The organism is Pseudoalteromonas sp. SK18 (assembly GCF_001974855.1).
Taxonomy (GTDB): Bacteria; Pseudomonadota; Gammaproteobacteria; order Enterobacterales; family Alteromonadaceae; genus Pseudoalteromonas.
Map to the genome: position 1 here is coordinate 339,849 of NZ_MTQB01000001.1, position 22,708 is coordinate 362,556.

Annotated in this window: 21 protein-coding genes; 10 read left to right on the top strand and 11 right to left on the bottom strand. The window is 40.5% G+C overall.

What is annotated here, in order from left to right; translation table 11 throughout:
- Positions 1-241: 241 nt before the first annotated feature.
- Entirely contained in the window at positions 242-1,213 is a 972-nt protein-coding gene (locus BW139_RS01630) for a zinc transporter ZntB (protein ID WP_076918436.1), read from the top strand.
- A 68-nt stretch (positions 1,214-1,281) separates the two neighbouring features.
- Here the strand turns inward: BW139_RS01630 and rraB are convergent, their stop codons facing one another.
- From rraB to BW139_RS01675, 9 genes are all read right to left on the bottom strand, one after another.
- Positions 1,282-1,617: a ribonuclease E inhibitor RraB gene (gene rraB / locus BW139_RS01635; RefSeq protein ID WP_008110603.1), complete on the bottom strand. Its 336-nt coding sequence runs from the start codon at positions 1,615-1,617 to the stop codon at positions 1,282-1,284.
- Positions 1,617-2,330, bottom strand: coding sequence for a 1-acylglycerol-3-phosphate O-acyltransferase (locus BW139_RS01640; RefSeq protein ID WP_024600806.1), 714 nt, complete (start codon positions 2,328-2,330; stop codon positions 1,617-1,619). The genes rraB and BW139_RS01640 overlap by 1 nt, the downstream gene beginning before the upstream one ends.
- A gap of 167 nt (positions 2,331-2,497) precedes the next feature.
- Complete coding sequence (gene parC, locus BW139_RS01645; RefSeq protein ID WP_076918437.1) at positions 2,498-4,795, bottom strand: DNA topoisomerase IV subunit A; 2,298 nt, start codon at positions 4,793-4,795, stop codon at positions 2,498-2,500.
- Positions 4,796-4,805: 10 nt separating this feature from the next.
- Positions 4,806-5,900, bottom strand: coding sequence for a sorbosone dehydrogenase family protein (locus BW139_RS01650; RefSeq protein ID WP_055012532.1), 1,095 nt, complete (start codon positions 5,898-5,900; stop codon positions 4,806-4,808).
- A gap of 31 nt (positions 5,901-5,931) precedes the next feature.
- A complete protein-coding gene (gene parE / locus BW139_RS01655; RefSeq protein WP_024600809.1) occupies positions 5,932-7,821 on the bottom strand; it encodes a DNA topoisomerase IV subunit B in 1,890 nt (629 codons plus the stop codon).
- Between the two features lie 20 nt (positions 7,822-7,841).
- Positions 7,842-8,405 (bottom strand): YqiA/YcfP family alpha/beta fold hydrolase, encoded by a 564-nt coding sequence (locus BW139_RS01660; RefSeq protein WP_010391565.1) that lies wholly within the window; start codon positions 8,403-8,405, stop codon positions 7,842-7,844.
- Positions 8,390-9,175, bottom strand: coding sequence for a metallophosphoesterase (locus tag BW139_RS01665; RefSeq protein WP_076918438.1), 786 nt, complete (start codon positions 9,173-9,175; stop codon positions 8,390-8,392). The genes BW139_RS01660 and BW139_RS01665 overlap by 16 nt, the downstream gene beginning before the upstream one ends.
- Entirely contained in the window at positions 9,162-9,620 is a 459-nt protein-coding gene (locus BW139_RS01670) for a DUF1249 domain-containing protein (protein WP_076918439.1), read from the bottom strand. Before BW139_RS01670 ends, BW139_RS01665 begins: the two co-directional genes overlap by 14 nt.
- Positions 9,621-9,650: 30 nt before the next feature.
- Positions 9,651-10,277 carry an NUDIX domain-containing protein gene (locus tag BW139_RS01675; protein ID WP_076918440.1) on the bottom strand — a complete coding sequence of 209 codons (627 nt, stop codon included), beginning with the start codon at positions 10,275-10,277 and terminating at the stop codon, positions 9,651-9,653.
- Between the two features lie 206 nt (positions 10,278-10,483).
- Between BW139_RS01675 and tolC the strand changes: the two genes are divergently transcribed.
- The 3 genes from tolC (at position 10,484) to BW139_RS01690 (ending at position 14,014) form a co-directional block, all read left to right on the top strand.
- Positions 10,484-11,842, top strand: coding sequence for an outer membrane channel protein TolC (tolC, locus tag BW139_RS01680; protein ID WP_076918441.1), 1,359 nt, complete (start codon positions 10,484-10,486; stop codon positions 11,840-11,842).
- A 638-nt stretch (positions 11,843-12,480) separates the two neighbouring features.
- Positions 12,481-13,404, top strand: coding sequence for an LpxL/LpxP family Kdo(2)-lipid IV(A) lauroyl/palmitoleoyl acyltransferase (lpxL, locus tag BW139_RS01685; protein WP_076918442.1), 924 nt, complete (start codon positions 12,481-12,483; stop codon positions 13,402-13,404).
- 37 nt (positions 13,405-13,441) lie between these two features.
- Positions 13,442-14,014 (top strand): toxin co-regulated pilus biosynthesis Q family protein, encoded by a 573-nt coding sequence (locus BW139_RS01690; protein ID WP_076918443.1) that lies wholly within the window; start codon positions 13,442-13,444, stop codon positions 14,012-14,014.
- 42 nt (positions 14,015-14,056) lie between these two features.
- On the opposite strand, the gene glnE is transcribed toward BW139_RS01690, so the two are convergent.
- Positions 14,057-16,852, bottom strand: a complete 2,796-nt coding sequence (gene glnE, locus BW139_RS01695; protein WP_076918444.1) for a bifunctional [glutamate--ammonia ligase]-adenylyl-L-tyrosine phosphorylase/[glutamate--ammonia-ligase] adenylyltransferase — start codon at positions 16,850-16,852, stop codon at positions 14,057-14,059.
- Positions 16,853-16,930: 78 nt separating this feature from the next.
- Between glnE and BW139_RS01700 the strand changes: the two genes are divergently transcribed.
- The 6 genes from BW139_RS01700 to ruvX all read left to right on the top strand — a co-directional run bounded on the left by BW139_RS01700 (position 16,931) and on the right by ruvX (position 21,358).
- Positions 16,931-17,824 carry a hypothetical protein gene (locus tag BW139_RS01700; RefSeq protein WP_008110578.1) on the top strand — a complete coding sequence of 298 codons (894 nt, stop codon included), beginning with the start codon at positions 16,931-16,933 and terminating at the stop codon, positions 17,822-17,824.
- Positions 17,825-17,902: 78 nt separating this feature from the next.
- Positions 17,903-18,376 carry a hypothetical protein gene (locus BW139_RS01705; RefSeq protein WP_076918445.1) on the top strand — a complete coding sequence of 158 codons (474 nt, stop codon included), beginning with the start codon at positions 17,903-17,905 and terminating at the stop codon, positions 18,374-18,376.
- A 70-nt stretch (positions 18,377-18,446) separates the two neighbouring features.
- On the top strand, positions 18,447-19,181 hold the full coding sequence (gene rsmE / locus BW139_RS01710) for a 16S rRNA (uracil(1498)-N(3))-methyltransferase (protein ID WP_076918446.1): 735 nt from the start codon (positions 18,447-18,449) through the stop codon (positions 19,179-19,181).
- A 66-nt stretch (positions 19,182-19,247) separates the two neighbouring features.
- Positions 19,248-20,198: a glutathione synthase gene (gshB, locus tag BW139_RS01715; protein ID WP_076918447.1), complete on the top strand. Its 951-nt coding sequence runs from the start codon at positions 19,248-19,250 to the stop codon at positions 20,196-20,198.
- A 135-nt stretch (positions 20,199-20,333) separates the two neighbouring features.
- Entirely contained in the window at positions 20,334-20,891 is a 558-nt protein-coding gene (locus tag BW139_RS01720; RefSeq protein WP_008467722.1) for a YqgE/AlgH family protein, read from the top strand.
- Positions 20,892-20,908: 17 nt separating this feature from the next.
- The gene (gene ruvX / locus BW139_RS01725; RefSeq protein ID WP_008113324.1) at positions 20,909-21,358 is read left to right on the top strand and encodes a Holliday junction resolvase RuvX; all 450 of its coding nucleotides are present in this window, start codon (positions 20,909-20,911) and stop codon (positions 21,356-21,358) included.
- A gap of 213 nt (positions 21,359-21,571) precedes the next feature.
- Here the strand turns inward: ruvX and BW139_RS01730 are convergent, their stop codons facing one another.
- Positions 21,572-22,708 (bottom strand): PilT/PilU family type 4a pilus ATPase, encoded by a 1,137-nt coding sequence (locus BW139_RS01730; RefSeq protein WP_076918448.1) that lies wholly within the window; start codon positions 22,706-22,708, stop codon positions 21,572-21,574.

The window sequence follows — 22,708 nt, forward strand, 5'->3', positions numbered from 1 at the left end:
CTACAGCCAACAAAATACCAACAAAATAAATTCATCTACTCGATAAGCCGATTTGATTGACCTTTTAAGTTAACTCGTTTAACAATGCACCCTCAACGGATGCACTTAACCATAGGCTAAAAAACAATTTTTTGTTGTTTAACTCAATTTAACATACGCAAAGTAAAGCTAAATTTTATTTACTTAATTAAATACATTACAGTCAACTGTATTAAAAATATACCATTTATGAGAAATTATTATGATTAACGGCTTACTGCATGCGCTTATTCTTGATGAACAAGGCGGTGCTCGCCCGATAGAAAACAGTAAACAATTACGCCAATGGCAACCCACTGATGGAAAGCTGTGGGTGCATATGGATTACAGTCAAAAAGAAGCCGTTGACTGGTTAAAAAATTGCGGGCTGTTAAACGACTACGAACTTGAATCACTGACCGCAGATGAAACACGCCCTCGTATTACTCCTACAACGAATGGCCATATGCTGTTTTTACGTGGAATTAATTTAAATCCAGCACAAAGCCCTGAAGACATGGTGTCTATTCGCTTATTTATTAATAAAGATGTGGTGATCACTACCCGCAAGCGCCGATTATTATCAGTGCAAGATATTCTAACCTCATTAAATAATAACGAGGGGCCAAGCAGTATTTCTGAACTGGTGTGTACATTAGCGCAGAAACTCACTTCACGTATGCAAACGGTAATAGATGAACTAGATGAAAGCTTAGATGAGTTTGAAGAAGAAATTGATGAACCCAGTAAAAAGTTTGATAACCAGGGCTTGTCGCAACTTCGCCGTCAAACAATCGCGCTAAAGCGGTACTTAAAACCACAAAAAGAAGCGTTAAGCAACATGGTTAATAATCATTACCCATGGCTTTTTGACGAAAATAAAGCCAAGCTAAATGAAACCACCAACTTACTTATTCGCTATTTAGAAGAGCTCGATAGCTCAATAGAGCGCGCGCAAGTTATTCAACAAACCATTACTAACCAAGTGTCTGAGCAATTAAATCAGCGTATGTATGTGATGTCGGTAGTGGCGGCTTTATTTTTACCGCTGGGATTTTTAACTGGATTATTAGGTGTCAACGTCGGCGGTATACCAGGGACAGACAGCCCCTATGCATTCACTGCATTTGTCGTTTTTTTGGTTGTTTTGACTGGTGGCATTGGTATTTACTTTAAAAATAAAAAGTGGCTGTAATTACAGCATAGCTCCAACAAGACACAAAAAAGGCGAACATTATTGTTCGCCTTTTGCATTAGACACCCTTACTCTTGAAAGTAAGTGCCCCAACCGTCGTATTCTACATCACATTCAACCGCAAGCTGCGCAAGCTTATCAACGTCTTCCATTATAACGTCAACATCTAATTCGGCTTCAACAACAATGTCAAAGCTCCAAATTTTTTCGCCGTCTTCAAGCTCAAGTTCTGCTGGCTCTTCTACATCGTAACCTAGTTTAAACGCAGCAAGTGCAGCTTGTTCTAACTTAGTAAAGTCTTCACATACAAAGTGGTGTTCTACTTCATAAAGAATTTCCGGATCGGAACCATCTTCAAGTAATGAAGTTACGATGTCTTCACTTATTTCACGCCAGTTTTCCATTATTTCTCTCTCACTTGAGCATCTAATTCTGTTATTTTAGCAGCCATAATGCTGTGCACACTTTTAGCATGTTCACGGGCACTGATACTTTTATCAAGTGCTATGGGGGCTAACATTTCGATGTAAATTGTACCATTATCCCAACGATTTAGTTTAATGGTTTTATCGGTTGTGTTCATACATACTGGCACAATAGGCACCTCTGCACTCATTGCCGTATGAAACGCACCAGTTTTAAAGGGAAGTAAACCTCGACCATAACTGCGCGTCCCCTCAGGGAACATCCACACCGATAAGCCTTTTTGTCTTATTTTAGCCGCTGCTTTAGAAATAGTGCCTGCCGCTTTTGAACGATTCGCTCTGTCGATTAAAATATTACCCGACAACCAATACAGCTGACCAAAAAATGGGATCCACTTCAGACTTTTTTTGCCAACACTCACACAGTTTTTTGGCACCATAGCTGGAACAGTAAATAAATCATAGCTATTTTGATGATTCGCTACATACACAGCGGGCCCCACCTTAAGCGCATCGGGGTGATATTTTAGTTCTAATTTAACCCCAAGCATTTTAGCCATTGAGCCAAACCAACTTGCAATAACATGCACATTATTAGGGTGAAATGGTCTAAATATTGATAATAACAAACCAAAAAAACAACTTAATAATATAAACAACAGCATTATTAAAATACGTATAACAGCTAGCAAGTGCGCCTCTCCAATATAACCACAATTATGTATTGCTTTATTATAACGTTATTTTATTGCGCAGACGAGAAAATAGCGCACAAGCGTGCGCTGAAATAAAACAGTCATAAAAAAAACGGCTTACCTGAGTAAGCCGTTGTCTAGTTTAGTCTAATTTTTCGAGTGTATTAACTTTGCTCTGCGTCTGAGCTTGGCTCATCTACTTGCTGAGGTGTTAACTCTACAACGGCTTCATCAACGCGCTGCAAGCCACGAGGTAACTTATTGCCTCTTCGGCCTCGCTCACCATGATAATGTTCAAGGTCACTCGGCTTAAGGGTTAATTTACGCTTACCTGCATGCAGCGTTACACTACTGCCTTGCGGTACAACGGCTAATACTTTTACAAACTCTTCGCGGGCTTGCACTTTCGCACCCGGAATAGAAATAATTTTATTGCCTTTACCTTTACCAAGCTTAGGTAAGTCACGCAGTGGGAATAACAACATCCGTCCTTCATTGGAAATCGCCATACAGTAGTCAGTAGCCACTTCGTTAACGCGAATTGGCGAAAGTAATACCCCACCTTTTGGTACACTCACCAACGCTTTACCGTTTTTGTTTTTACTCACTAAATCTTTAAAGTCTGTAATAAAGCCATAACCAGCGTCGGAGGCCATTAACAACACTTGAGCGTCTTCACCCATAACTACGTGCTCAAAGCTTGCGCCCGAGGTTAAGTTAAAGCGCCCTGTCATTGGCTCGCCTTGGCTTCGCGCTGAAGGGAGACTATGAGCATCAGTGGCAAATGCACGGCCTGCTGAATCTAAAAATACCGCTGGTTGATTACTTTTACCTCGAGCAGATGCCCTATAGCCGTCACCAGCGCGATAACTTAATCCTTCTACATCAAGGTCATGACCTTTACCAACCCGTGCCCAGCCTTTGTCTGATAACACCACGGTGACTGACTCTGATGGTATTAAATCTTTTTCGCTTAGTGCTTTAGCTTCTACACGCTCAATCACTGGCGAGCGGCGATCATCACCATACATTTCTGCGGCTTCTTGAATTTCTTTTTTCAATAAGGTCGACATGCGACGGTCTGAGCCCAGTGTTTGCTCTAATTTGTCACGCTCTTTCGCCAATTCATCTTGCTCACCACGAATTTTAAACTCTTCAAGTTTTGCTAAATGACGAAGTTTTAATTCTAAAATGGCTTCTGCTTGAATATCGGTTAAATCAAAGCGCTCCATTAATAAAGGTTTGGGCTTATCTTCAGAGCGGATGATTTCTATAACTTCATCAATATTTAAAAAGGCAGCCAGTAAACCTTCTAAAATATGTAATCGTGCCAGCACTTTATCAAGTCGATATTGCAAGCGACGACGTACCGTTTCGCGTCTAAAGGTTAACCACTCGGTTAAAATACTACGTAAATCTTTAACTTGTGGACGGCCATCTAAGCCGAGCATGTTTAAGTTTACGCGGTAATTTTTTTCAAGATCGGTGGTGGCAAATAAGTGCGCCATTAATGGCTCAGCTTTAATTCGGTTTGAACGCGGCACAATCACAATACGGGTCGGGTTTTCGTGATCAGACTCATCACGTAAATCGGCCACCATCGGCAACTTTTTAGCATTCATTTGCGCTGCAATTTGCTCAAGTACTTTTGCACCCGAACATTGATGCGGTAACGCAGTAATAACTATATCGCCCTGCTCTTCACAATACACAGCGCGCATTTTAATTGAGCCACGACCGGTTTTATAAATTTTGTGAATATCAGCTTTTGGAGTAATTATTTCAGCATCAGTTGGATAATCAGGCGCATGCACTAAATCCAATAACTCTTCGAGTTCTGTTTTTGGTTTATCAAGTAATAAACAACAGGCACTGGCTACTTCACGCACATTATGCGGCGGTATATCGGTTGCCATACCTACCGCAATACCGGTGACACCATTAAGTAATATATGCGGTAAGCGCGATGGCAATACTAATGGTTCATCCATGGTGCCGTCGAAGTTTGGCGTCCAATCAACAGTCCCTTGGCCTAACTCTTTAAGTAATACTTCAGAGAATTTAGATAAACGCGCTTCGGTATAACGCATTGCCGCAAACGACTTCGGATCATCTGCAGCACCCCAGTTACCTTGACCATCAACCAAGGGGTAGCGATAAGAAAACGGCTGCGCCATAAGTACCATAGCTTCATAACAGGCACTATCACCGTGAGGATGGTATTTACCTAATACGTCACCCACGGTACGGGCTGATTTTTTATACTTTGCATTCGCCGATAACCCCAATTCACTCATCGCATAAATAATACGACGCTGAACTGGTTTTAGGCCGTCACCAACGTGCGGTAAGGCACGATCCATGATCACGTACATTGAATAATTTAAATAAGCGTCTTCGGTAAAACGCCCCATTGTTTGCTGTTCAATTCCTTGCATTAGCAAGGTATCTGTATCACTCATTAAAGCTTACCTAGTTTTTCTTATAGCTTACGCGGTAAATTACGTTTGCGTAATCATCGCTTACCAATAGACTGCCATCATTTAATTGTGCAAATGCAACAGGGCGTCCAAATGTTGTTTCGTCTTGCATAAAGCCGGTGATCAATGGCGTATATTTAGTTACTTTGGCATTTTCTATGGTTGCCACAGCCACTTTATAACCGACCTTTTTAGAGCGATTCCATGAACCATGCTCAGCAACAAATAACTGTTGTTTGTAGCTATCTGGGAACTGTTTGCCGGTATAAAAATGAATACCTAATGGCGCAACATGCGCCCCCAATGCCAATGCAGGTTGAGTGTAATCAGCAATATTTTTGCCTTCACCAAACTCAGGATCAACAATAACGCCACCATGCACGTATGGAAAACCAAAGTGCTCTTCTTCCTTAGTAATACGGTTTAGCTCATCGGGTGGAATATCATCCCCCATCATGTCGCGGCCGTTATCGCTAAACCATAGCATTTGCGTACTAGGATGAAAGTCAAAACCCACCGTATTACGTACACCTTTGGCTAAAGTCGTTATTTCTTTGGTATCGGTATTTAACGAAAAAATACGGCCAAAGCGAGCATCTTCCTCACAAATATTACACGGTACGCCCACGGGAATTATCAGCTCGCCATTTGGTGCAAAGCGCAAAAACTTCCAACCATGGTGACGCTCTGAGGGTAAATCGCTATAAAACACTTCATACTCAGGATTTTTGAGGTGTTTATCGATATTTTTAAAACGAATAATACGGTGCACTTCACCGACATATAAGTCACCGCCTTTAATTGCTAATCCCGAGGGCATATTTAATCCCTCTGCAATCACTATTTTTTTATCTGCCACGCCATCGCTGTTATGGTCAATCAGTGCATATACATTACCCGCCTTACGCGACCCTGCATACACTATACCTCTGCTTGATACTGCAATTTGCCGTGCATTTTCAACATCATCAGCAAATAAGCTGATTTCAAAACCCGGTGCAGCGGTCAGCTTGTCGAGTATATTTTTCGCCATCACTGGCGATGATATTAAGCCGAGTAACAACAGTGTGCTAAATAATTTATTCATTTGCCTCTCCTGCTTTAAGCCCAAAGGCTTATTAAACTTGTGCCTTGTTACCGTGATCTTCTAACCATTGACGGCGATCTGATGAACGCTTTTTGGCTAGTAGCATATCCATCATTTCCATTGTTTGCTGCTCCTCATCAAGAGTGAGTTGCACTAAACGACGAGTATTAGGGTCCATGGTAGTTTCACGCAATTGTAGCGGGTTCATTTCACCCAAACCTTTAAAGCGTTGTACGTTTACTTTGCCACGTTTTTTTTCTGCTTCTATGCGCGCTAAAATACCGGTTTTTTCATCTTCATCCAGCGCGTAGTAAACATCTTTACCAATATCAATTCTAAATAACGGTGGCATAGCAACATACACATGGCCAGTTTTAACTAATTGTGGGAAATGGCGTACAAATAAGGCACACAGTAAGGTGGCAATATGCAGTCCATCGGAGTCAGCATCCGCTAATATACATATTTTATTGTAACGTAGTCCCGACATATCGGTTGAGTCAGGGTCTATACCTAGCGCAACTGAAATATCGTGCACCTCTTGAGAGGCCAAAATTTGCCCTGATTCAACTTCCCAAGTATTTAAAATTTTACCTCTTAGCGGCATAATTGCTTGGAACTCACGATCTCGTGCTTGCTTTGCCGAGCCGCCTGCTGAGTCACCCTCTACTAAAAATAATTCCGTGCGGTCATTATCCGCAGCGCTACAATCGGTAAGCTTACCCGGTAGTGCTGGGCCTGATGTTACTCGCTTACGTACTACTTTTTTAGCCGCACGTAAGCGTCGTTGCGCATTAGAAATACATAATTCAGAAAGTAGCTCTGCGGTGTCAGTGTGCTCATTTAGCCACAAACTAAAGGCATCTTTTACTACACCCGATACAAACGCAGCACATGAACGTGATGAGAGTTTTTCTTTGGTTTGGCCTGCAAATTGTGGGTCTTGCATTTTAACCGACAACACATAGCTACAACGCTCCCAAATATCGTCTGGGGTAAGCTTTACGCCACGTGGTAATAAATTTCTAAACTCACAAAATTCACGCATCGCCTCTAAAAGTCCTTGGCGCAGGCCATTTACATGGGTGCCCCCTTGCGCGGTAGGAATTAAGTTTACATAACTTTCGGCTATCGACTCACCACCTTCTGGCATCCATACTACCGCCCAATCAGCGCCTTCAATAGAGCTTGAAAACTCACCCACAAATGGGTCTTTAGGTAGTATTTCGTAACCTTTAACGGCTTCAATTAAGTAATCTTTTAAGCCTGTTTCATAAAACCATTCTTGGGTTTCTTTCGTTTGTTTATTTACAAACTTAATACGCAAACCTGGGCATAAAACCGCTTTGGCTTTTAATAAGTGGTTAAGCTTAGTCAAAGAAAAATTAGCGGAGTCAAAATAGCTGGTATCTGGCCAAAAACGAACCGTAGTACCGGTGTTGCGTTTACCCACTGAGCCAATCACATTTAAATCTTCAACTTTATCGCCATGCTCAAAAGCCATTCTAAATTGCTGTGCATCACGGCGAACCGTTACTTCCACGCGGGTAGATAGCGCATTAACAACCGAGATACCTACGCCATGCAAGCCACCAGAAAATTGATAGTTTTTGTTTGAAAACTTACCGCCAGCATGCAGCTTAGTAAATATTAACTCAACTCCTGGAATACCTTCTTCTGGGTGAATGTCAATTGGCATACCTCGGCCATCGTCACTCACCTCAAGCGAATTATCTTCATGTAAAATGACATCAATGCGTGTTGCGTGCCCAGCCATTGCTTCATCAACACTGTTATCAATAACCTCTTGGCCTAAATGGTTTGGCCTTGTGGTATCTGTATACATGCCAGGGCGGCGTTTTACCGGCTCTAATCCATTAAGTACTTCAATGGCTTCGGCGTTATAATTTTGTTGAGTCATAGTTTTTATCTTTATATACGCTAATATCTGATTTTAAGAAAATCGACAATGCTTGAAAAAGCTCGCTCAAAGCCATTAAAGCTATGATCGCCGCCAAATTCAATTAACTGTTTACATTGTGAGTAATACTTTATTGCGTGCTGAAAATTTAACACTTCATCCCCTGTTTGCTGTAATAAATACAACAGCTCAGGGTGTTTTAACTCTGTCACCGTTAATGCTTTTAACGCATCTATATGACGAGATTGTAATTGGTAATTATAATCTTGATACGGATTATAATTAGGCCCAAGTATAGGCTCTAATAATGTATATGGGGCAACGGCAGGATTAATTACCACCGCAGGAATTTGATAACGCTGCGATAAATACGTGGCAAAAAAACCACCTAACGAGCTGCCCAATAATACGGTATTCGGTGTTAATAGTTGTTCAAGCGCTATAATAGCCTCAACAGGCTCATGATTTAAACGCGGCACACAATAATCAACATCATAGTGTGCCATAAGCTCACCAAAGCGCACAGCTTTATATGATTTTTCAGAGCTATTAAAACCGTGAATATAAATTACTCGTTTAACCATACCACGTCCGAGTGTATATGTAGCTGTTGTTGCTCAGCATTTAAATACAGCATGCGATAAGCTGCCCCTTTATTTTCTTGCTGCCAAGTCGCACTGTGTTTACTAAATTGCACGCAGCTGGCTGGGGTAGCGTAAACATTGAGTCCTCTAAACTGCTGTTGATAGTCATTATGGACATGCCCATGAAACAGCGCATCAACGCAGCCATTATTAACTAATAAATTTAATAATTGCGGCCCATTTTCTAGCATGTGTTTGTCTAGGTAGCCATTAATAGGCAGTGGGTTGTGATGACAAAATGCAATATGACGATTGCTTGAGTTAACTAAGCACGCCATGATTTCATCTAAATGTGTGGCGCTGACCCACCCTGCAGGCGTTTCACCCTTAGAGTTAATTAATATCAGTTCAATCCCTTGCGCCACTATATGTTTAGCGTGTTGTATTTGCCCGCCACTAATTAAATTAAGCTGTTCAATCTCATCATGGTTACCAGGCACCCAAAATACCGGGCAATCAACGTCACTATTATGAATAAGTTCTGCAAATAATAAATACGAATTAAAGCTGTGATCTTGCGTTAGGTCACCACCAAATATCAACGCATCCGGCTGCTGCTTTGCAATATCAGCTAATGCCTTAACAAAATGATCTGCTGTATTAACGCCAAAGTATTCAGCATTTTTATCACTAAAAAGGTGACAATCGGTTAGGTGTGCAATTCGAAGCCTAGTCTGTTCAAAATAATAAGTGTCATCAAACCAAGCCATTATTTACATCCCAATTCAGTGTTGATTGACCTCTTTCAACACACGCTACTAACCAATCATACAAAAAAGCATTTAACTGATACTTTTCATCTTTTTGATGCATTTTAGGGTTAGGGTAACCATAAGAAGGCTTTATTCGTTGGTGGTAGTCATGATGAACAATTTCAGCCACCTTCGCATCATTGTACAAACGTACTGTTAAATACAGCGGAGCAATGCCAACGAGCATGCCATTTAACTGTTTAATAGATACATCGAGTGTGTACTTGGCACTATCATCTATATGGATTACAAATTCACTGTGGCCTAATTTAACTTCTCTTACATTGCCAATCACTCGCTCACGAGGCAGTAATTTTAAAAGGCGTACGTAATTATGCTCACAAAGCGTTAAATACTTTGGAAGACTTTGAATATATCGATTAGTGGTTAAAAGTGCTGTCAAAATACCGCCATTACTATTAAAAATTAAAAACTATGCCCACTTTTTACGTATCTTATCGCGATTTAGCGCTAACCATTGCAAGCTAATTACGGTAGCGGCATTATCAATTTCACCACTATTAAGTCGCTGCAGTGCTTCGTCTACGTGCATAATATGGGTTTTAATATCTTCACCTTCGGTTTCTAACCCAAAAATGCCGGTGCTCATTTGGCTTAAATCGGCATGAGCTAAATATAAAAACAAACGCTCTGTGGTTCCACCTGGGCTAGAAAGATAAGACAACATAAACTCAAGCTCGGTTAAATTAAGCCCGGCTTCTTCAAACGCTTCCTTTTTAACAACCGACTCGTAATCTTCGCTGCCATCAGTCATGCCCGCTATACATTCTAACAGCCACGGCGAGTGTTTGCTTTTAATTGCGCCAATGCGAATTTGTTCTATAAGCAATACTTGCTCAGTCACTGGATCATAAGGAAGTACCGCAACCGCATCGCCACGCTCTAAAATTTCTCGACGAATAACCTCAGACTCTCCACCAGCAAACAGAGCATGCTGAAATTGATAAAGGTTTATTTTAAAAAAACCGCTATACAGGTTTTCAATCGGTTTTAATCTCACATCATCATGGGTAAATTGAATACGACTTTTATTCGACATGTTTTTTTATTTCCTTTTTGAAAGCGCCGATACATCAACGTCTTGATAGCCAGCCCCAGTAAAACGCTAAATTGAGCGAATGAGGTTTGTTGGGTATATATTCTGTTACACTTGAAAACGTTGTTTTACTAATTTTTTTTTTAGTTATGAAGTAAAACAGGTTAACATGCCTGTAGTACAAAAATTGTCTAAGGACCGAACATCACATGAAAAAGAACATCCTTGCAGCACTGGTTAGTTTATCATGCGCATTGGGCTCAACCGTAGCCAATGCAGAAGATTTACTTCAAGTTTTTGAAATCGCAACAGCCAACGATCCTACCGTTTTAAAAGCAAAAGCCCAAGCCGATGCACAATCATACCAAAGCGATCGCGCTATGAGCGCACTATTACCGCAAATTGGTTTGACCATGAGTTACGATAAAAGCGACTCAAGCTCTTTTCAAAGCGTAGGCGATTTATCAAACCAAGTTAAAGTAGAAAGTGAAACCGATCAATTCAGACGCGGCATTAGTTTAAGCCAAACGTTATTTGATTTAGGCGCATGGAATTCATTAGGTATTGCCGACAAACAAGCACTTCAAGCAAGCGGCCAATACGACTTTGCCAAGCAAAACCTAATTGTGCGTGTTGCTGAGGGCTATTTTAACGTACTTAGCGCTATTGATAACCTTGAATTTGTACAAGCTGAAAAACGTGCTATTGAGCGCCAACTTGAACAAACTAAACAGCGTTACGCTGTAGGTTTAACGGCTATTACCGATGTACATGAAGCACAAGCACAATTTGATAACTCAGTAGCGCAAGAGATCATTGCTAATAATGCGGTAGAAACAGCCCGTGAGCAGCTACGTGAGATCACCGGTAAGTACCACGCAAAACTAGATATGTTAAACACTAAAACATTTTCTACTGTTAAGCCAAGTACGCCTGCAACTGATTTAGTTAAAATAGCTAAAGACAAAAACTTAAATCTGCAAGTATCAAAAATAACGGTTGATATAGCTAAAGAACAAATTGAACTCGCAAAAGCAGGTCATTACCCAAAACTAACGTTAAATGCTAGCTACGGCGACTCATTAACAGATAGTGAGTTAAATGGCGCTAGTTTTGACGACCAGCCTCGTTCAGATTCAACCTCTATTGGACTAAACTTTAGCGTCCCACTTTATTCAGGGGGTGCAACAGTTGCTGCAACTGATCAAGCACGTGCATTTTACGTTGCTGCAAGCCAAGATTTTGAAACGGATTATCGTGCAGTAACTCGCTCTGTCATTACTTCTTACAATCAAGTGGTATCTGACATTGCGACATTTAAAGCGCTTGAACAAGCTGTTATTTCAGCAGAAAGTGCATTAAAAGCCACTGAAGCGGGTTTTGAAGTAGGTACACGTACTATTGTTGATGTACTGATCAGTACGCAAAACTTATACAATGCAAAGCGTAATCTTGCTGATGTGCGTTATCGCTATGTTGTGTCAACGCTTCGTCTAAAACAAGCAACAGGCACATTAAGCCGCGAAGACTTAGTGGGTATAAACCAAGGGTTAAATACCGTTAACTAAACACACGACTTCATTATAAATAATTACTAAAGCCAGCTTTTTGCTGGCTTTTTGTATTTTTAAGCACATAGCGTTAAACTAGGGTCTGTTGACCTTTCAAGGTTTAATTTGCAGCAGCCTGTTTGGTATTTAGGCAAGGCAGAGCTTATCTATACCCAAGTTGCCTTAATCTGCGAGTTTCAGTTGGAATTAAAAGCTATTTTGACAAGGCATTGATTGAAAATAATGGTTATTCCCTTGTTAAAATCAATAACGCAGTATAAATAGCTTTTAAACCAACCCGCAGGGCGTTTCACAGAAACTTACTCCCTTTGTTGTTCCTTTTTAAAAGGGACGACCATTATTGCAAAGGGAACGCCTTGATATTAAGTCCCTGTGAAACGCTGAATTCTGCATATTGAGGCAATTTGGGTATAATGTGGTTATTCCCCATAAATAGGCGATAACGCAGCATCAATGCCAAACAGGCGCTGCCCGAAGGGTTCTGCCTAGGGGCGATTTACTCTTTGTTGCTCGGTTTTTACTTAGCCCACTAGGTTACAAACCTCGCGCTGCTATTAAACCGCCCCTAGTTTGAACAAATATTAATCCGCAAAGGTCAACAGACCCTTGCCTTTTATTTTTAGAGAAAAATTTTTGTGGTTAACTCATCCCCTTTTAAAGCCTCTTTTTTAGGTCCTCGTTATTGGCTAACTTGGATTGGTGTCTTATTTTTATATCTCATTTCATGGTTACCACAAAAAATACAATTAGCCATGGGTAAGCAGCTCGGACGCTTGGTTTATAAGTATATGAAACGCAGAAGGCACATTGCTGAGGTTAATATTAAGCACTGCTTTCCAACAATGAGCGAAGCCGAGCAACAACAGCTAGTACTTAAGAATATGGAAAATACCGGTATTGCTATGGTCGAAACCGGCATGGCTTGGTGGTGGCCACAGTGGCGGGTAGAAAAAGTACTCGGGTCACTAAAAGGGCTTGAGCATTTTGAACGCGTGCAACAATCAGGAAAAGGCGTTTTATTACTCGTTCCTCATGTACTTCACCTTGAAATGGCTGGCCGTTTAATGGGGACTGGGTGTAAAGGTATAGGTTTTTATCGCCCACACAATAATCCGCTGATGGAATACTTTACCACTAACGGACGCCTGCGCTCGAATGAATATTTAATTGGTAAAAAAGACGTCAAAGGTCTATTAAAAGCATTAAAGAACAAAAAAGTTTGTTATTACTTACCTGATCAAGATTATGGCCGTAACCGTTGTGAATTTGTGCCTTTTTACGCAGTTCCCGACACAGCAACGACCACTGGTACACTGATGTTTGCGGGTAGTAAAAACTGCGAAACAATGAGCCTAATTACTCGTCGTGATGAGAAAGGCCAATATCATTTAGAAATCGTGCCTGAGCTTGAGCACTTTCCAAGCGGTGATGATAAAGCCGATGTAAGACGTGTTAATGAGCGCATGGAACAATCAATAAATGCAGCCCCTGAACAGTATATGTGGCTACATAGACGTTTTAAAACGCGCCCCGATAAAGACGCCCCATCTTTTTATTAAAGATGGGTTATTAAAATAACAAAGATGAGTGACAGCCATGTGGTTTTGGATTAGATACATACTTTTAGCCTTATTGTTAATTGGTGCAGCCATTTACTTTTTACTAAATGGTACGTCGTCACTTAATTATCAACAAACCACTAACGCGGCAGCTGAAGGGTTGTCTCGTTTTTATGCGTCAATTCGCGATAAAATTAGCGTTAATAAAGATAACGAAAAGTTTGTAATTGAACTTGAGAAACCCGATCTTAGTCTCGATAGAGCACTGAACCAACGCTCTTTTGTAGTAGAGCCTATGCCTTTGAATTGGAGTGGAGAAGTAGGGCCTCGTCGCTTTCAACGTGACTCAACCTTACGTACTGTACTAACTCAATATGCGAATAACGAAGGGGTTACTTTAATGTGGTACTTAGACAAAGATTACGTTGTTAAAGATCACTTTCGAATAGATAGCAGTTTTAACTCCGCTTTATACCGCGTTAGCCGCTCTATAAATGATGATTTTTCAAATGAGGTGTATGCGTTTTTCTGCCCTAAACAACGTGCAGCGGTCATTACCGAGCTGCCGTCTGAATTTGTACGTACAAACTGTTTAAAGCTAAGTAATTAACTACGTTTTATAAGCGCTCAATAGTCATTGAGCGCTTATAAATCAGTCCAACTCAAAAATAGCTTTCCAAACAGCAGTTACATTATTAATGTCTTCGCTAAAATCTTCACGTTTTACGCAGCGACCTTGCTGATCTAGGCTCAACACATGATAGCGTGAACGATAATCAATATAGGCTTTAATAAGTTGCTGTTTTTGTGTGTCTGTAATGCACCCAATTTTAGCCGCGTCCGTTAAAATTCTGACATTGTCAGAATTATCGCATAAATGGGTAAACTCATGAGCGTGCTTTAATACTAAGTATTGAGTCATAAACTCAATATCGGTCATCGCCCCCACGTCTTGTTTTAAATCAAACTGCTGCTCGTTGCCTTTGGCTAAATGACCACGCATTTTTTCGCGCATTTTAATTACGTCGGTTTTTAACAGCTCAACATCACGTTTTTGACACAATATCTCGGCGCGAATTTGTGCAAAGCGCGTCACTAGTTCAGTTTGGCCTAAAATTAACCTCGCCCTTACTAAAGCTTGATGTTCCCACGTCCAAGCTTGGGTTTGTTGATAATGATTAAAACTCTCTAAGTTAATCGCTAATAACCCTGATGCGCCCTCTGGACGAAGGCGAGTGTCTAATTCATATAAAATACCTGAGGCAGTACGAGTATTAAATAAATGCATTAACCGCTGCGCTAACTTTAAATAAAACTGCCTTGAGTCAATTGCCTTGTCGCCGCTGGTATAGCTGGTACCGTCATGGTTATGGACAAAAACTAAATCGAGATCAGAGTCATAGCCCACCTCAAAACCACCGGTTTTTCCATACGCAATAACGGCAAAGCCTTTATGCTCATCGTCAGTATTAGGTGGCATGCCAAAACGTTTAACACAATGATACCAAGCAATATTAACAGCCTGATCAACTATTGCTTCTGCAAGTGCAGTTAAGTGATCGCTTACTTTCATCACATCAATAACACCAGTGGCATCTGCGGCGGCAATCCGTAACTGATGGGTTTGTTTAAACTGACGTAATGCTTCCATTTGTTGTTCAAGATCGTCATGTTCAATACGTAAAAAATACTGTCTTATTTCATCTTTGTACGCTGTTAATGGGGTCGGTTTATATAGTACTGCAGGGTCAATAAGTTCATCGAGCAAAATGGGGTACAATGAAATATGCTCACCAATCCACTTGCTATGGCAGCAGAGTAAAACTAACTGTTTTAACGTTCCAGGATTTTCATACAACAGCTCTAAATATGCGGTGCGCGAAATAATTTTATTTAATATTTGGCATACCGTTGTAAATGCACTGGCACTGGCATTAAAGTCGTTTAATTGTTTGAGCAATGCAGGCATTAATTTATCAAGAATATCGCGTCCACGATTACCCACTTTGGCTTTAGATAGCCGTTGTTTAAAGTCATTTAATGGTGTTTGCCACTCATCTCTGGGATCATTTAAAAAGCTAACATCGCCATGATCCCAAGTGCTTATAAACGCGCCTTCACAGGTATCAAGTGGTTCGGTTTCTTCACCAATTACCTGAATAAACTCATTATGAATTTGCGCCATTACCTGCTCTATTTTCTCAATCGCTGAGCCAAAATCACCTTGGTTCAATAACACATTCAACCGTTGCTGATTTAGCTCATCATCAGGCAGAGTTTGTGTTTGCTGATCATCAAAAATTTGCAAGTATTGCTCTACCCTACGTAAATAAAGGTAGTTATTTTTAAGCCCGCTGGCCTCATATTCATCAATCACTTGGCTAACTGTTAGCTGCTCTAATGCAGTTAATAAAGATTGTGTTTGTAAGTTAGCTTCTCTGCCGCCTCTGACCATTTGCAATGCTTGGACAATAAATTCAACCTCGCGAATGCCGCCACCGCCTAGTTTAATATTATTAGTTAAGCGCTTACGACGCACTTCTTGGGCAATCATGAGTTTCATTTTTCTAAGCGATTCAATCACTGAAAAATCAATATAACGGCGATATACAAAAGGCCTCAGCAAGGTATTAAACTCCTGCCAATAAATGTTAGGCGTGCCAATTAAGCGCCCTTTTAACATCGCGTAGCGCTCCCAATCACGTCCTTGCTCTTGGTAGTAATCTTCAATGGCATTAAAGCTCATCACCAACGGGCCACTTTCACCAAATGGGCGCAGGCGCATATCAACCCGAAATACTTGGCCATCTACGGTGCATTGGTTCAGGGCTGTAATTAACTTTTGAGCCACTTTAGTATAAAAAACAGATGCTTCGAGCGAGCGACGTCCCCCTTGGGTTTTAACGTTGCGGGGGTATGCAAAAATAAGGTCTATATCAGATGAGTAATTGAGTTCTTGCCCACCTAACTTCCCCATGCCTAGTACCATTAATGGTAAAGAATTTTTGTCTTCATCTAATGGTTCACCATTAGTTTTAGCAACATTTTTGTAGGCCCATTGATTAGCACTGTCTATTAGTTTATTGGCAAGTTCACTAATGTATTCAATACTATCCGCGATTGAGTTTTCACAACATAAGTCTAAAAATGCGACTTTTAGCCAGTATTTTTCGCGATATTGGCGCAGTAATTGATGACATTGCTGCTCTTCTACTTCATTTATATTAAGCGTTGCAAAGGGATCTGAAATTTCTCTATTGTTAATTTCAACGTCGCACAGCAACCAAGATAACAGCGAAGGTTGAGAGCTTAAGCTGCGCCAAGCAAAATCACTTAACGCTAATAAACGCACGATTTGCTGCTGGATTTGTTGTTCGGGATACAGCGCGGCAAAACGCGTTTCACCCAGTTTTTGTAATTGAATAGGAAGCTGCGTGTCGTTACTCATCAATACCCTCTTTTATCTCACCAATAACCATACTAGAATGGTTAAAAACCTATCAAGGTAAATCTATTTAGGAACACCATGTCATATTTGTCATTATCTAACACTAGTTTAGTTGCGATTGCTATTAGTTTTGTGGTTATTTGTATTATTATCATCAGTTTAAGAATTGTTACTCAAATAAAAGCAAAACAAGCACTTAAAGAAGAATTAGCGCAACATGATAACTTTGCAATGGGGATTAGTTTTGCCTCTGAAATATCAGTAGTGATCGCCACGATGGCATTTTTGTTTGATGAAATAAGTATTAGCACGGCTCAATCAAATCCACTAAAAGTAATTTTGTTAATTGTGCTGTTATTTTCGTTTATAAAAATGGGGCATTTAATCCATCGTAAATGGATATTACGCCGCTTTAATGAAGAAGCTGCCATATTAAAACAAAACGTTTGTGCGGCGCTGGTTGATTCAGGGATGCTGATTGCTAACTGTATTTTAGTACTGGGTTTGTATACGTGGACACACACTCAGGGCTTTAGTAATTTATTAATAGCCTCAGTAAGCTTTTTTGTTTTACAAGGACTGTTTGCCCTAGATAGTAAAATACGCGAAAACCGCTTTGCTAAAGCCAATCAAGGGGCTTCGTTGCAAAGTAACTTTGGTTTAGAAAATACCTCAATTGGTATTCGCTATGCGGGTAAGTCAATAGGCTTGGCACTTGCCGCGTATGCTGGTTTATCAAGTGCGGCGTTTCAAAACGGTAAAATGGTAGAAAACTTATTTACTTTGGTAATGCATTGCGGTGTGATGTGGCTATTACTATACTGTTTAACGTATATAATAAAAATTATCTCAATGCCAAATATCGATACCGCACTTGAAGTCGATCATCAGGATAATATTGGCATTGCCTGTATTGAATTTGCTGTATTTTGTGCTATTGGTTACTTATTGATAAGTATGTTTTCAATTTAGTACCAAACACGTTAAATTTAGCCGTTGCTAAACGTCCCTATTTAATTGTTTGGTAAAATTAACAGGGACTTTAGGCATATGGCAATTAAAACAGGAAGTTATCTATTAATTGATATAGATAACGAGTTCAGCCGATCATTTGTAAAACAGTATATTAATACCAATGATGCTGCTAAAAAAGACATTGTAATAGCCGGTGCGAATACGCAAAAGCTAGTTAAAATGATGTTTGATGAACTCGTTAAAGATTATTGCTATTGCGATATTGAGAACGAAATCAGTATTTCAGAGCTCGCCAGCTATCTCCACGAACACCACAATGTTCAAGGCGTGTTATTTAATCAAACAGATTATTTGCTCGCCGATGATAAACAACGCTTTATTTATAATTCATTACATGAAAAACGCTATATTATCAGTCAAACCAATCATGGTTATGACATTAAGCCTATAAATGAAGAGTGTCATTCAAATCATTTGTCCTGTCATACCGATATAGCTCAAACCGCACAAGCGCTAGCTGAGCTTGCTTCCCCTGAATCTGAAAAATAAATAATTGCACCCAAGCCTTTGCTTACTTACCATAGAGGGATATAACTTCTATGTAAAAAAGTGATTTGCCATGCGAGTGCCTCATATTTATCAATCATCTGCGATTGCTGTTAATACCCCTTTAAGCCTTGACGATGATGCTGCAGGGCATATAGGTCGTGTGTTACGCATGAAAGTGGGCGAACAGGTTTCTATTTTTAACGGTGAAGGCGGAGAATTCCTCAGTGAAATTATTGAGGTAAGTAAAAAGAGCGTGGTTGTTATGCCGCTTGAATTTAACTCTCATGACGTTGAATCACCATTAAAAATTCATTTAGGCCAGTGCGTATCTCGTGGTGATAAAATGGACTTTACCATTCAAAAGTCGGTTGAATTAGGGATCACTGAAATCACCCCTATTTTTAGCCAGCGCTGTGGCGTAAAACTAAGTGGCGACCGCTTAGAAAAAAAACACCAGCAATGGCAAAAAATAGCGATTGCCGCAGCAGAGCAATCTGGGCGCAACTTTGTGCCAACAGTACACTCTCCCGTTGATTTAAAAAGTTGGCTTGAACAGCAAACAGCTGCCATTAAATTAACCTTACACCCACGCGCCGAACACAGCATTAAAACCATTACCGTTCCCGATGACGGCGTGCGCTTTTTAGTGGGTCCTGAAGGCGGATTTACCGACGATGAAATAGCGCAAACAAAACAACAAGCGTTTGTAGATATTCGCTTAGGCCCGCGCGTTCTTCGTACAGAAACAGCGGCATTAACCGTTTTAAGCGCACTACAATTACAATTTGGCGATTTAGCTAATTGAAATAACTAAAAGCACCCACATATCAAGGTTACAGTTGTAAAAAACACATAAATTAAGGCACAGCGCATGGCAATTAAGTTAGGTATTATTTCAGATCCTATTAGTGGATTTAACATTAAAAAAGACACCGGTTTTGCAATGATGCTGCAAGCGCAAACCCGTGGCTACGAAATTTACTATATGGAAATGGATGATTTATCGCTGCGTAAAGGTAATGCCTACGCCACAGCAGCAAAAGCACAGGTTTTTGATAACACAGAAAAATGGTATGAGCTTGAAGAAAAAACCAGCATTGCGTTGGCTGATTTAGACGTTATTTTAATGCGTAAAGATCCGCCTTTTGATACTGAATATATTTACGCAACCTATATTTTAGAACGTGCAGAGCAAGCCGGTACTTTAGTTATTAATAAGCCGCAGAGCTTGCGTGATGCCAATGAAAAACTATTTACAGCTTGGTTTAGTGAGCACACACCTGATACATTAGTTACGCGCAGCCAAAAGCAAATCCGTGAATTTTTAGCCCAGCACAAAGATATTATTTTAAAACCATTGGATGGCATGGGCGGTGCTTCTATTTTTAGAGTGAAAGCAGATGATGCCAATATTGGGGTAATATGCGAAACCTTAACTGAGCATGGCAGTCGCTTTGCTATGGCGCAAAATTACATTGAAGAGATCACTCAAGGTGATAAGCGCGTATTGGTTGTTGATGGTGAAGTTATTCCTTATTGCTTAGCGCGTATTCCACAAAACGGCGAAACGCGCGGTAACTTAGCCGCCGGCGGACGTGGTGAAGCACGGCCAATTAGTGAGTCAGATCTTAAAATTGCTCAAGCAGTTGCCCCTACATTGAAAGAAAAAGGCTTAATATTTGTTGGTTTAGATATTATTGGCGATAAGTTAACTGAAATTAACGTAACAGCCCCAACCTGTGTTAAAGAAATTGAAGCCGCTTACGATATTTCTATTACCGGTATTTTATTTGATGCCATAGAGAAAAAGCTAAATAAATAAATTATCACTGAACCAGTTCTAAGATATAAAGCGATGACGCTTATCGTGTCATCGCTGAAAACTCGAATAAATTTTTAGTGTTAAAACATGGGACTATGCCATACTCAAGATTCAATAACTAAAAGGGTAAAAATTATGCAGTCATTAGAAAATCACTTTTTAATCGCAATGCCATCAATGCAAGACCCTTTTTTTAAACGTGCTGTCACTTATATTTGTGAACACAATGAAGAAGGCGCTATGGGACTTGTTATCAATCAACCGATTGATGTTACCGTAGGTGAATTACTCGACAAGATTGATATTGACAACGATAAGTCTCAACAAGCTGCGCAAGTGACAGTGTATGCTGGTGGGCCAGTTAAAACTGATCGTGGTTTTGTGCTACATTCACCAAAACCTGGGTACTCGGCAAGCCAAAAGCTGAGCAGTGATATTATGATCACCACCTCAAAAGATGTGTTAGCCACGTTAACTACCGCCCAAGCACCCGAACAATTTATAATTACCTTAGGTTATTCTGGTTGGGAGCAAGGCCAATTAGAGCAAGAACTACTTGATAATAGTTGGCTGATTATAAAAGCCGACCCTAAAATAATTTTTGATACTCCCGTAGAAAAACGCTGGGAAATGGCAGTTTCTATGCTTGGTTTTGATATTGGCCAACTAAGCCCAGAAGCTGGACATGCCTAATAACATAAAAGATAAACATGACTAAAAAAACTCTAAAACCGCAGGGTGAACGCACTGTAATGGGATTTGACTTTGGTACCAAAAGTATTGGTATTGCAATTGGTCAAGAATTGACAGGCAGCGCCACCAGCTTAAAAGCGGTGAAAGCTCAAGATGGCATCCCTAATTGGGATGACATTGCTGTGCAGGTAAAAGAGTGGCAACCTGATTTAATGGTGGTTGGCCTACCGCTTAATATGGATGGCACCTCACAAGAGGTTACATTTAAGGCTAAGAAGTTCGCCAACCGTTTGCATAACCATTACGGTATTGCGGTTCATACTCAAGATGAGCGCCTCACGACCGCTGATGCTAAAGCACGGTTGTTTGAACGTGGCGGTTATAAAAACTTAGGTAAAGGCAACGTAGATAATATGTCTGCAGTGATCATTTTAGAGAGTTTTTTTGAAGCCAGTTATGGTGAATAAATTGCTTTAACAAAAAAAGCGCCTTGGGCGCTTTTTTTATGCGTGGATTTACACTAGGGGCAATTTAATCGCTGAGCGAGCTTTGCAACCTAGTGGGCTCGATAACTGCTCCTGCGTTATTCCACTGGCTTACATCCATGTAAGAATAAATAAAAACCGAGCAAAGCTTGCGCCCTGCTCACGCCCCTTACCTACTTCCATGTAGGCAACAAATTAGGTCATATTACCTTTATCATCAAGGCCATCAATGGTTACACCTTGTAAAAAGCCTGCTCCCTGCTGCTCGTTATTACGCAGTTTTATCATTAAACGTAAATCATTTGGCGAGTCTGCATGATGCAGTGCATCGGCATAGTTAATCCGTTGCTGTCTATATAGCTCAAATAAAGCTTGGTCGAAGGTCTGCATACCCACTTCAGTTGATTTGGCCATGGTTTCTTTAATGCCCCCAATATTGCCGTTTTTAATTAGCTCACTCACCATTGGCGTATTCAATAACACCTCAATAGCTGCAACGCGCCCTTCACCGTCAGAAGTCGGGATCAGTTGCTGGGCAATAATAGCGCGTAAGTTTAATGCTAAGTCATATTTAAGCTTATCGTGCTTTTCTTTTGGCACTAAGTGCATAATACGGTCAATCGCTTGGTTAGCATTATTAGCGTGCAAAGTGGCAACACATAAGTGACCAGTTTCGGCAAAGCTTAACGCATATTCCATGGTTTCTTGCGAACGAATCTCACCAATTAAAATAACATCTGGCGCTTGGCGTAAAGAGCTTTTTAGTGCTGACTCAAAGCTTTCTGTATCTAAGCCCACTTCACGTTGGGTAATAATACTTTTTTGGTGCTCATGCACAAATTCAATTGGATCTTCTATGGTTAGAATATGCCCGCGCTGATGGCGATTTCTATAACCAACCAGTGCCGCCAGTGATGTTGATTTACCGGTTCCCGTACCACCTACAAATAATACCAGGCCTCGCTTTGACATAATGACATCGGTTAGTGCTGAGGGTAACCCCAGCTCTTTTACATCGGGTATTTTGGTCACAATCCGGCGAATAACCATCCCCGCTCTATCGCGTTGCCAAAATGCCGAAATACGAAAGCGCCCTTCGCTGGTCGCAATCGCAAAGTTACACTCTTTAGTGTTATGAAACTCGGCTTTTTGTTTTTCACTCATTGCCGACTCAACCAACTCCAGCGCTTGCTCATCGGTTAGTTTGTCATCATTAAGAGGGGTGAGCTCGCCATTAATTTTGGCGCTAATAGGCAGCTGGCTTGATACAAATAGATCAGAGCCTTTTTTGTCGATCATTATTTGTAAAAAATGATTCAAAGATAAAGTCAT

What these genes read in the sequence shown, in the direction of transcription:
- BW139_RS01660 (WP_010391565.1), bottom strand. Translation starts at nt 8,405, where the DNA reads ATGGTTAAACGAGTAATTTATATTCACGGTTTTAATAGCTCTGAAAAA.
- BW139_RS01690 (WP_076918443.1), top strand. Translation starts at nt 13,442, where the DNA reads ATGTGGTTTTGGATTAGATACATACTTTTAGCCTTATTGTTAATTGGT.
- BW139_RS01675 (WP_076918440.1), bottom strand. Translation starts at nt 10,277, where the DNA reads ATGTCGAATAAAAGTCGTATTCAATTTACCCATGATGATGTGAGATTA.
- BW139_RS01650 (WP_055012532.1), bottom strand. Translation starts at nt 5,900, where the DNA reads ATGAATAAATTATTTAGCACACTGTTGTTACTCGGCTTAATATCATCG.
- BW139_RS01700 (WP_008110578.1), top strand. Translation starts at nt 16,931, where the DNA reads ATGTCATATTTGTCATTATCTAACACTAGTTTAGTTGCGATTGCTATT.
- BW139_RS01665 (WP_076918438.1), bottom strand. Translation starts at nt 9,175, where the DNA reads ATGGCTTGGTTTGATGACACTTATTATTTTGAACAGACTAGGCTTCGA.
- ruvX (WP_008113324.1), top strand. Translation starts at nt 20,909, where the DNA reads ATGACTAAAAAAACTCTAAAACCGCAGGGTGAACGCACTGTAATGGGA.
- BW139_RS01705 (WP_076918445.1), top strand. Translation starts at nt 17,903, where the DNA reads ATGGCAATTAAAACAGGAAGTTATCTATTAATTGATATAGATAACGAG.
- BW139_RS01730 (WP_076918448.1), bottom strand. Translation starts at nt 22,708, where the DNA reads ATGACTTTATCTTTGAATCATTTTTTACAAATAATGATCGACAAAAAA.
- BW139_RS01630 (WP_076918436.1), top strand. Translation starts at nt 242, where the DNA reads ATGATTAACGGCTTACTGCATGCGCTTATTCTTGATGAACAAGGCGGT.
- gshB (WP_076918447.1), top strand. Translation starts at nt 19,248, where the DNA reads ATGGCAATTAAGTTAGGTATTATTTCAGATCCTATTAGTGGATTTAAC.
- glnE (WP_076918444.1), bottom strand. Translation starts at nt 16,852, where the DNA reads ATGAGTAACGACACGCAGCTTCCTATTCAATTACAAAAACTGGGTGAA.
- rraB (WP_008110603.1), bottom strand. Translation starts at nt 1,617, where the DNA reads ATGGAAAACTGGCGTGAAATAAGTGAAGACATCGTAACTTCATTACTT.
- tolC (WP_076918441.1), top strand. Translation starts at nt 10,484, where the DNA reads ATGAAAAAGAACATCCTTGCAGCACTGGTTAGTTTATCATGCGCATTG.
- BW139_RS01720 (WP_008467722.1), top strand. Translation starts at nt 20,334, where the DNA reads ATGCAGTCATTAGAAAATCACTTTTTAATCGCAATGCCATCAATGCAA.
- parC (WP_076918437.1), bottom strand. Translation starts at nt 4,795, where the DNA reads ATGAGTGATACAGATACCTTGCTAATGCAAGGAATTGAACAGCAAACA.
- parE (WP_024600809.1), bottom strand. Translation starts at nt 7,821, where the DNA reads ATGACTCAACAAAATTATAACGCCGAAGCCATTGAAGTACTTAATGGA.
- rsmE (WP_076918446.1), top strand. Translation starts at nt 18,447, where the DNA reads ATGCGAGTGCCTCATATTTATCAATCATCTGCGATTGCTGTTAATACC.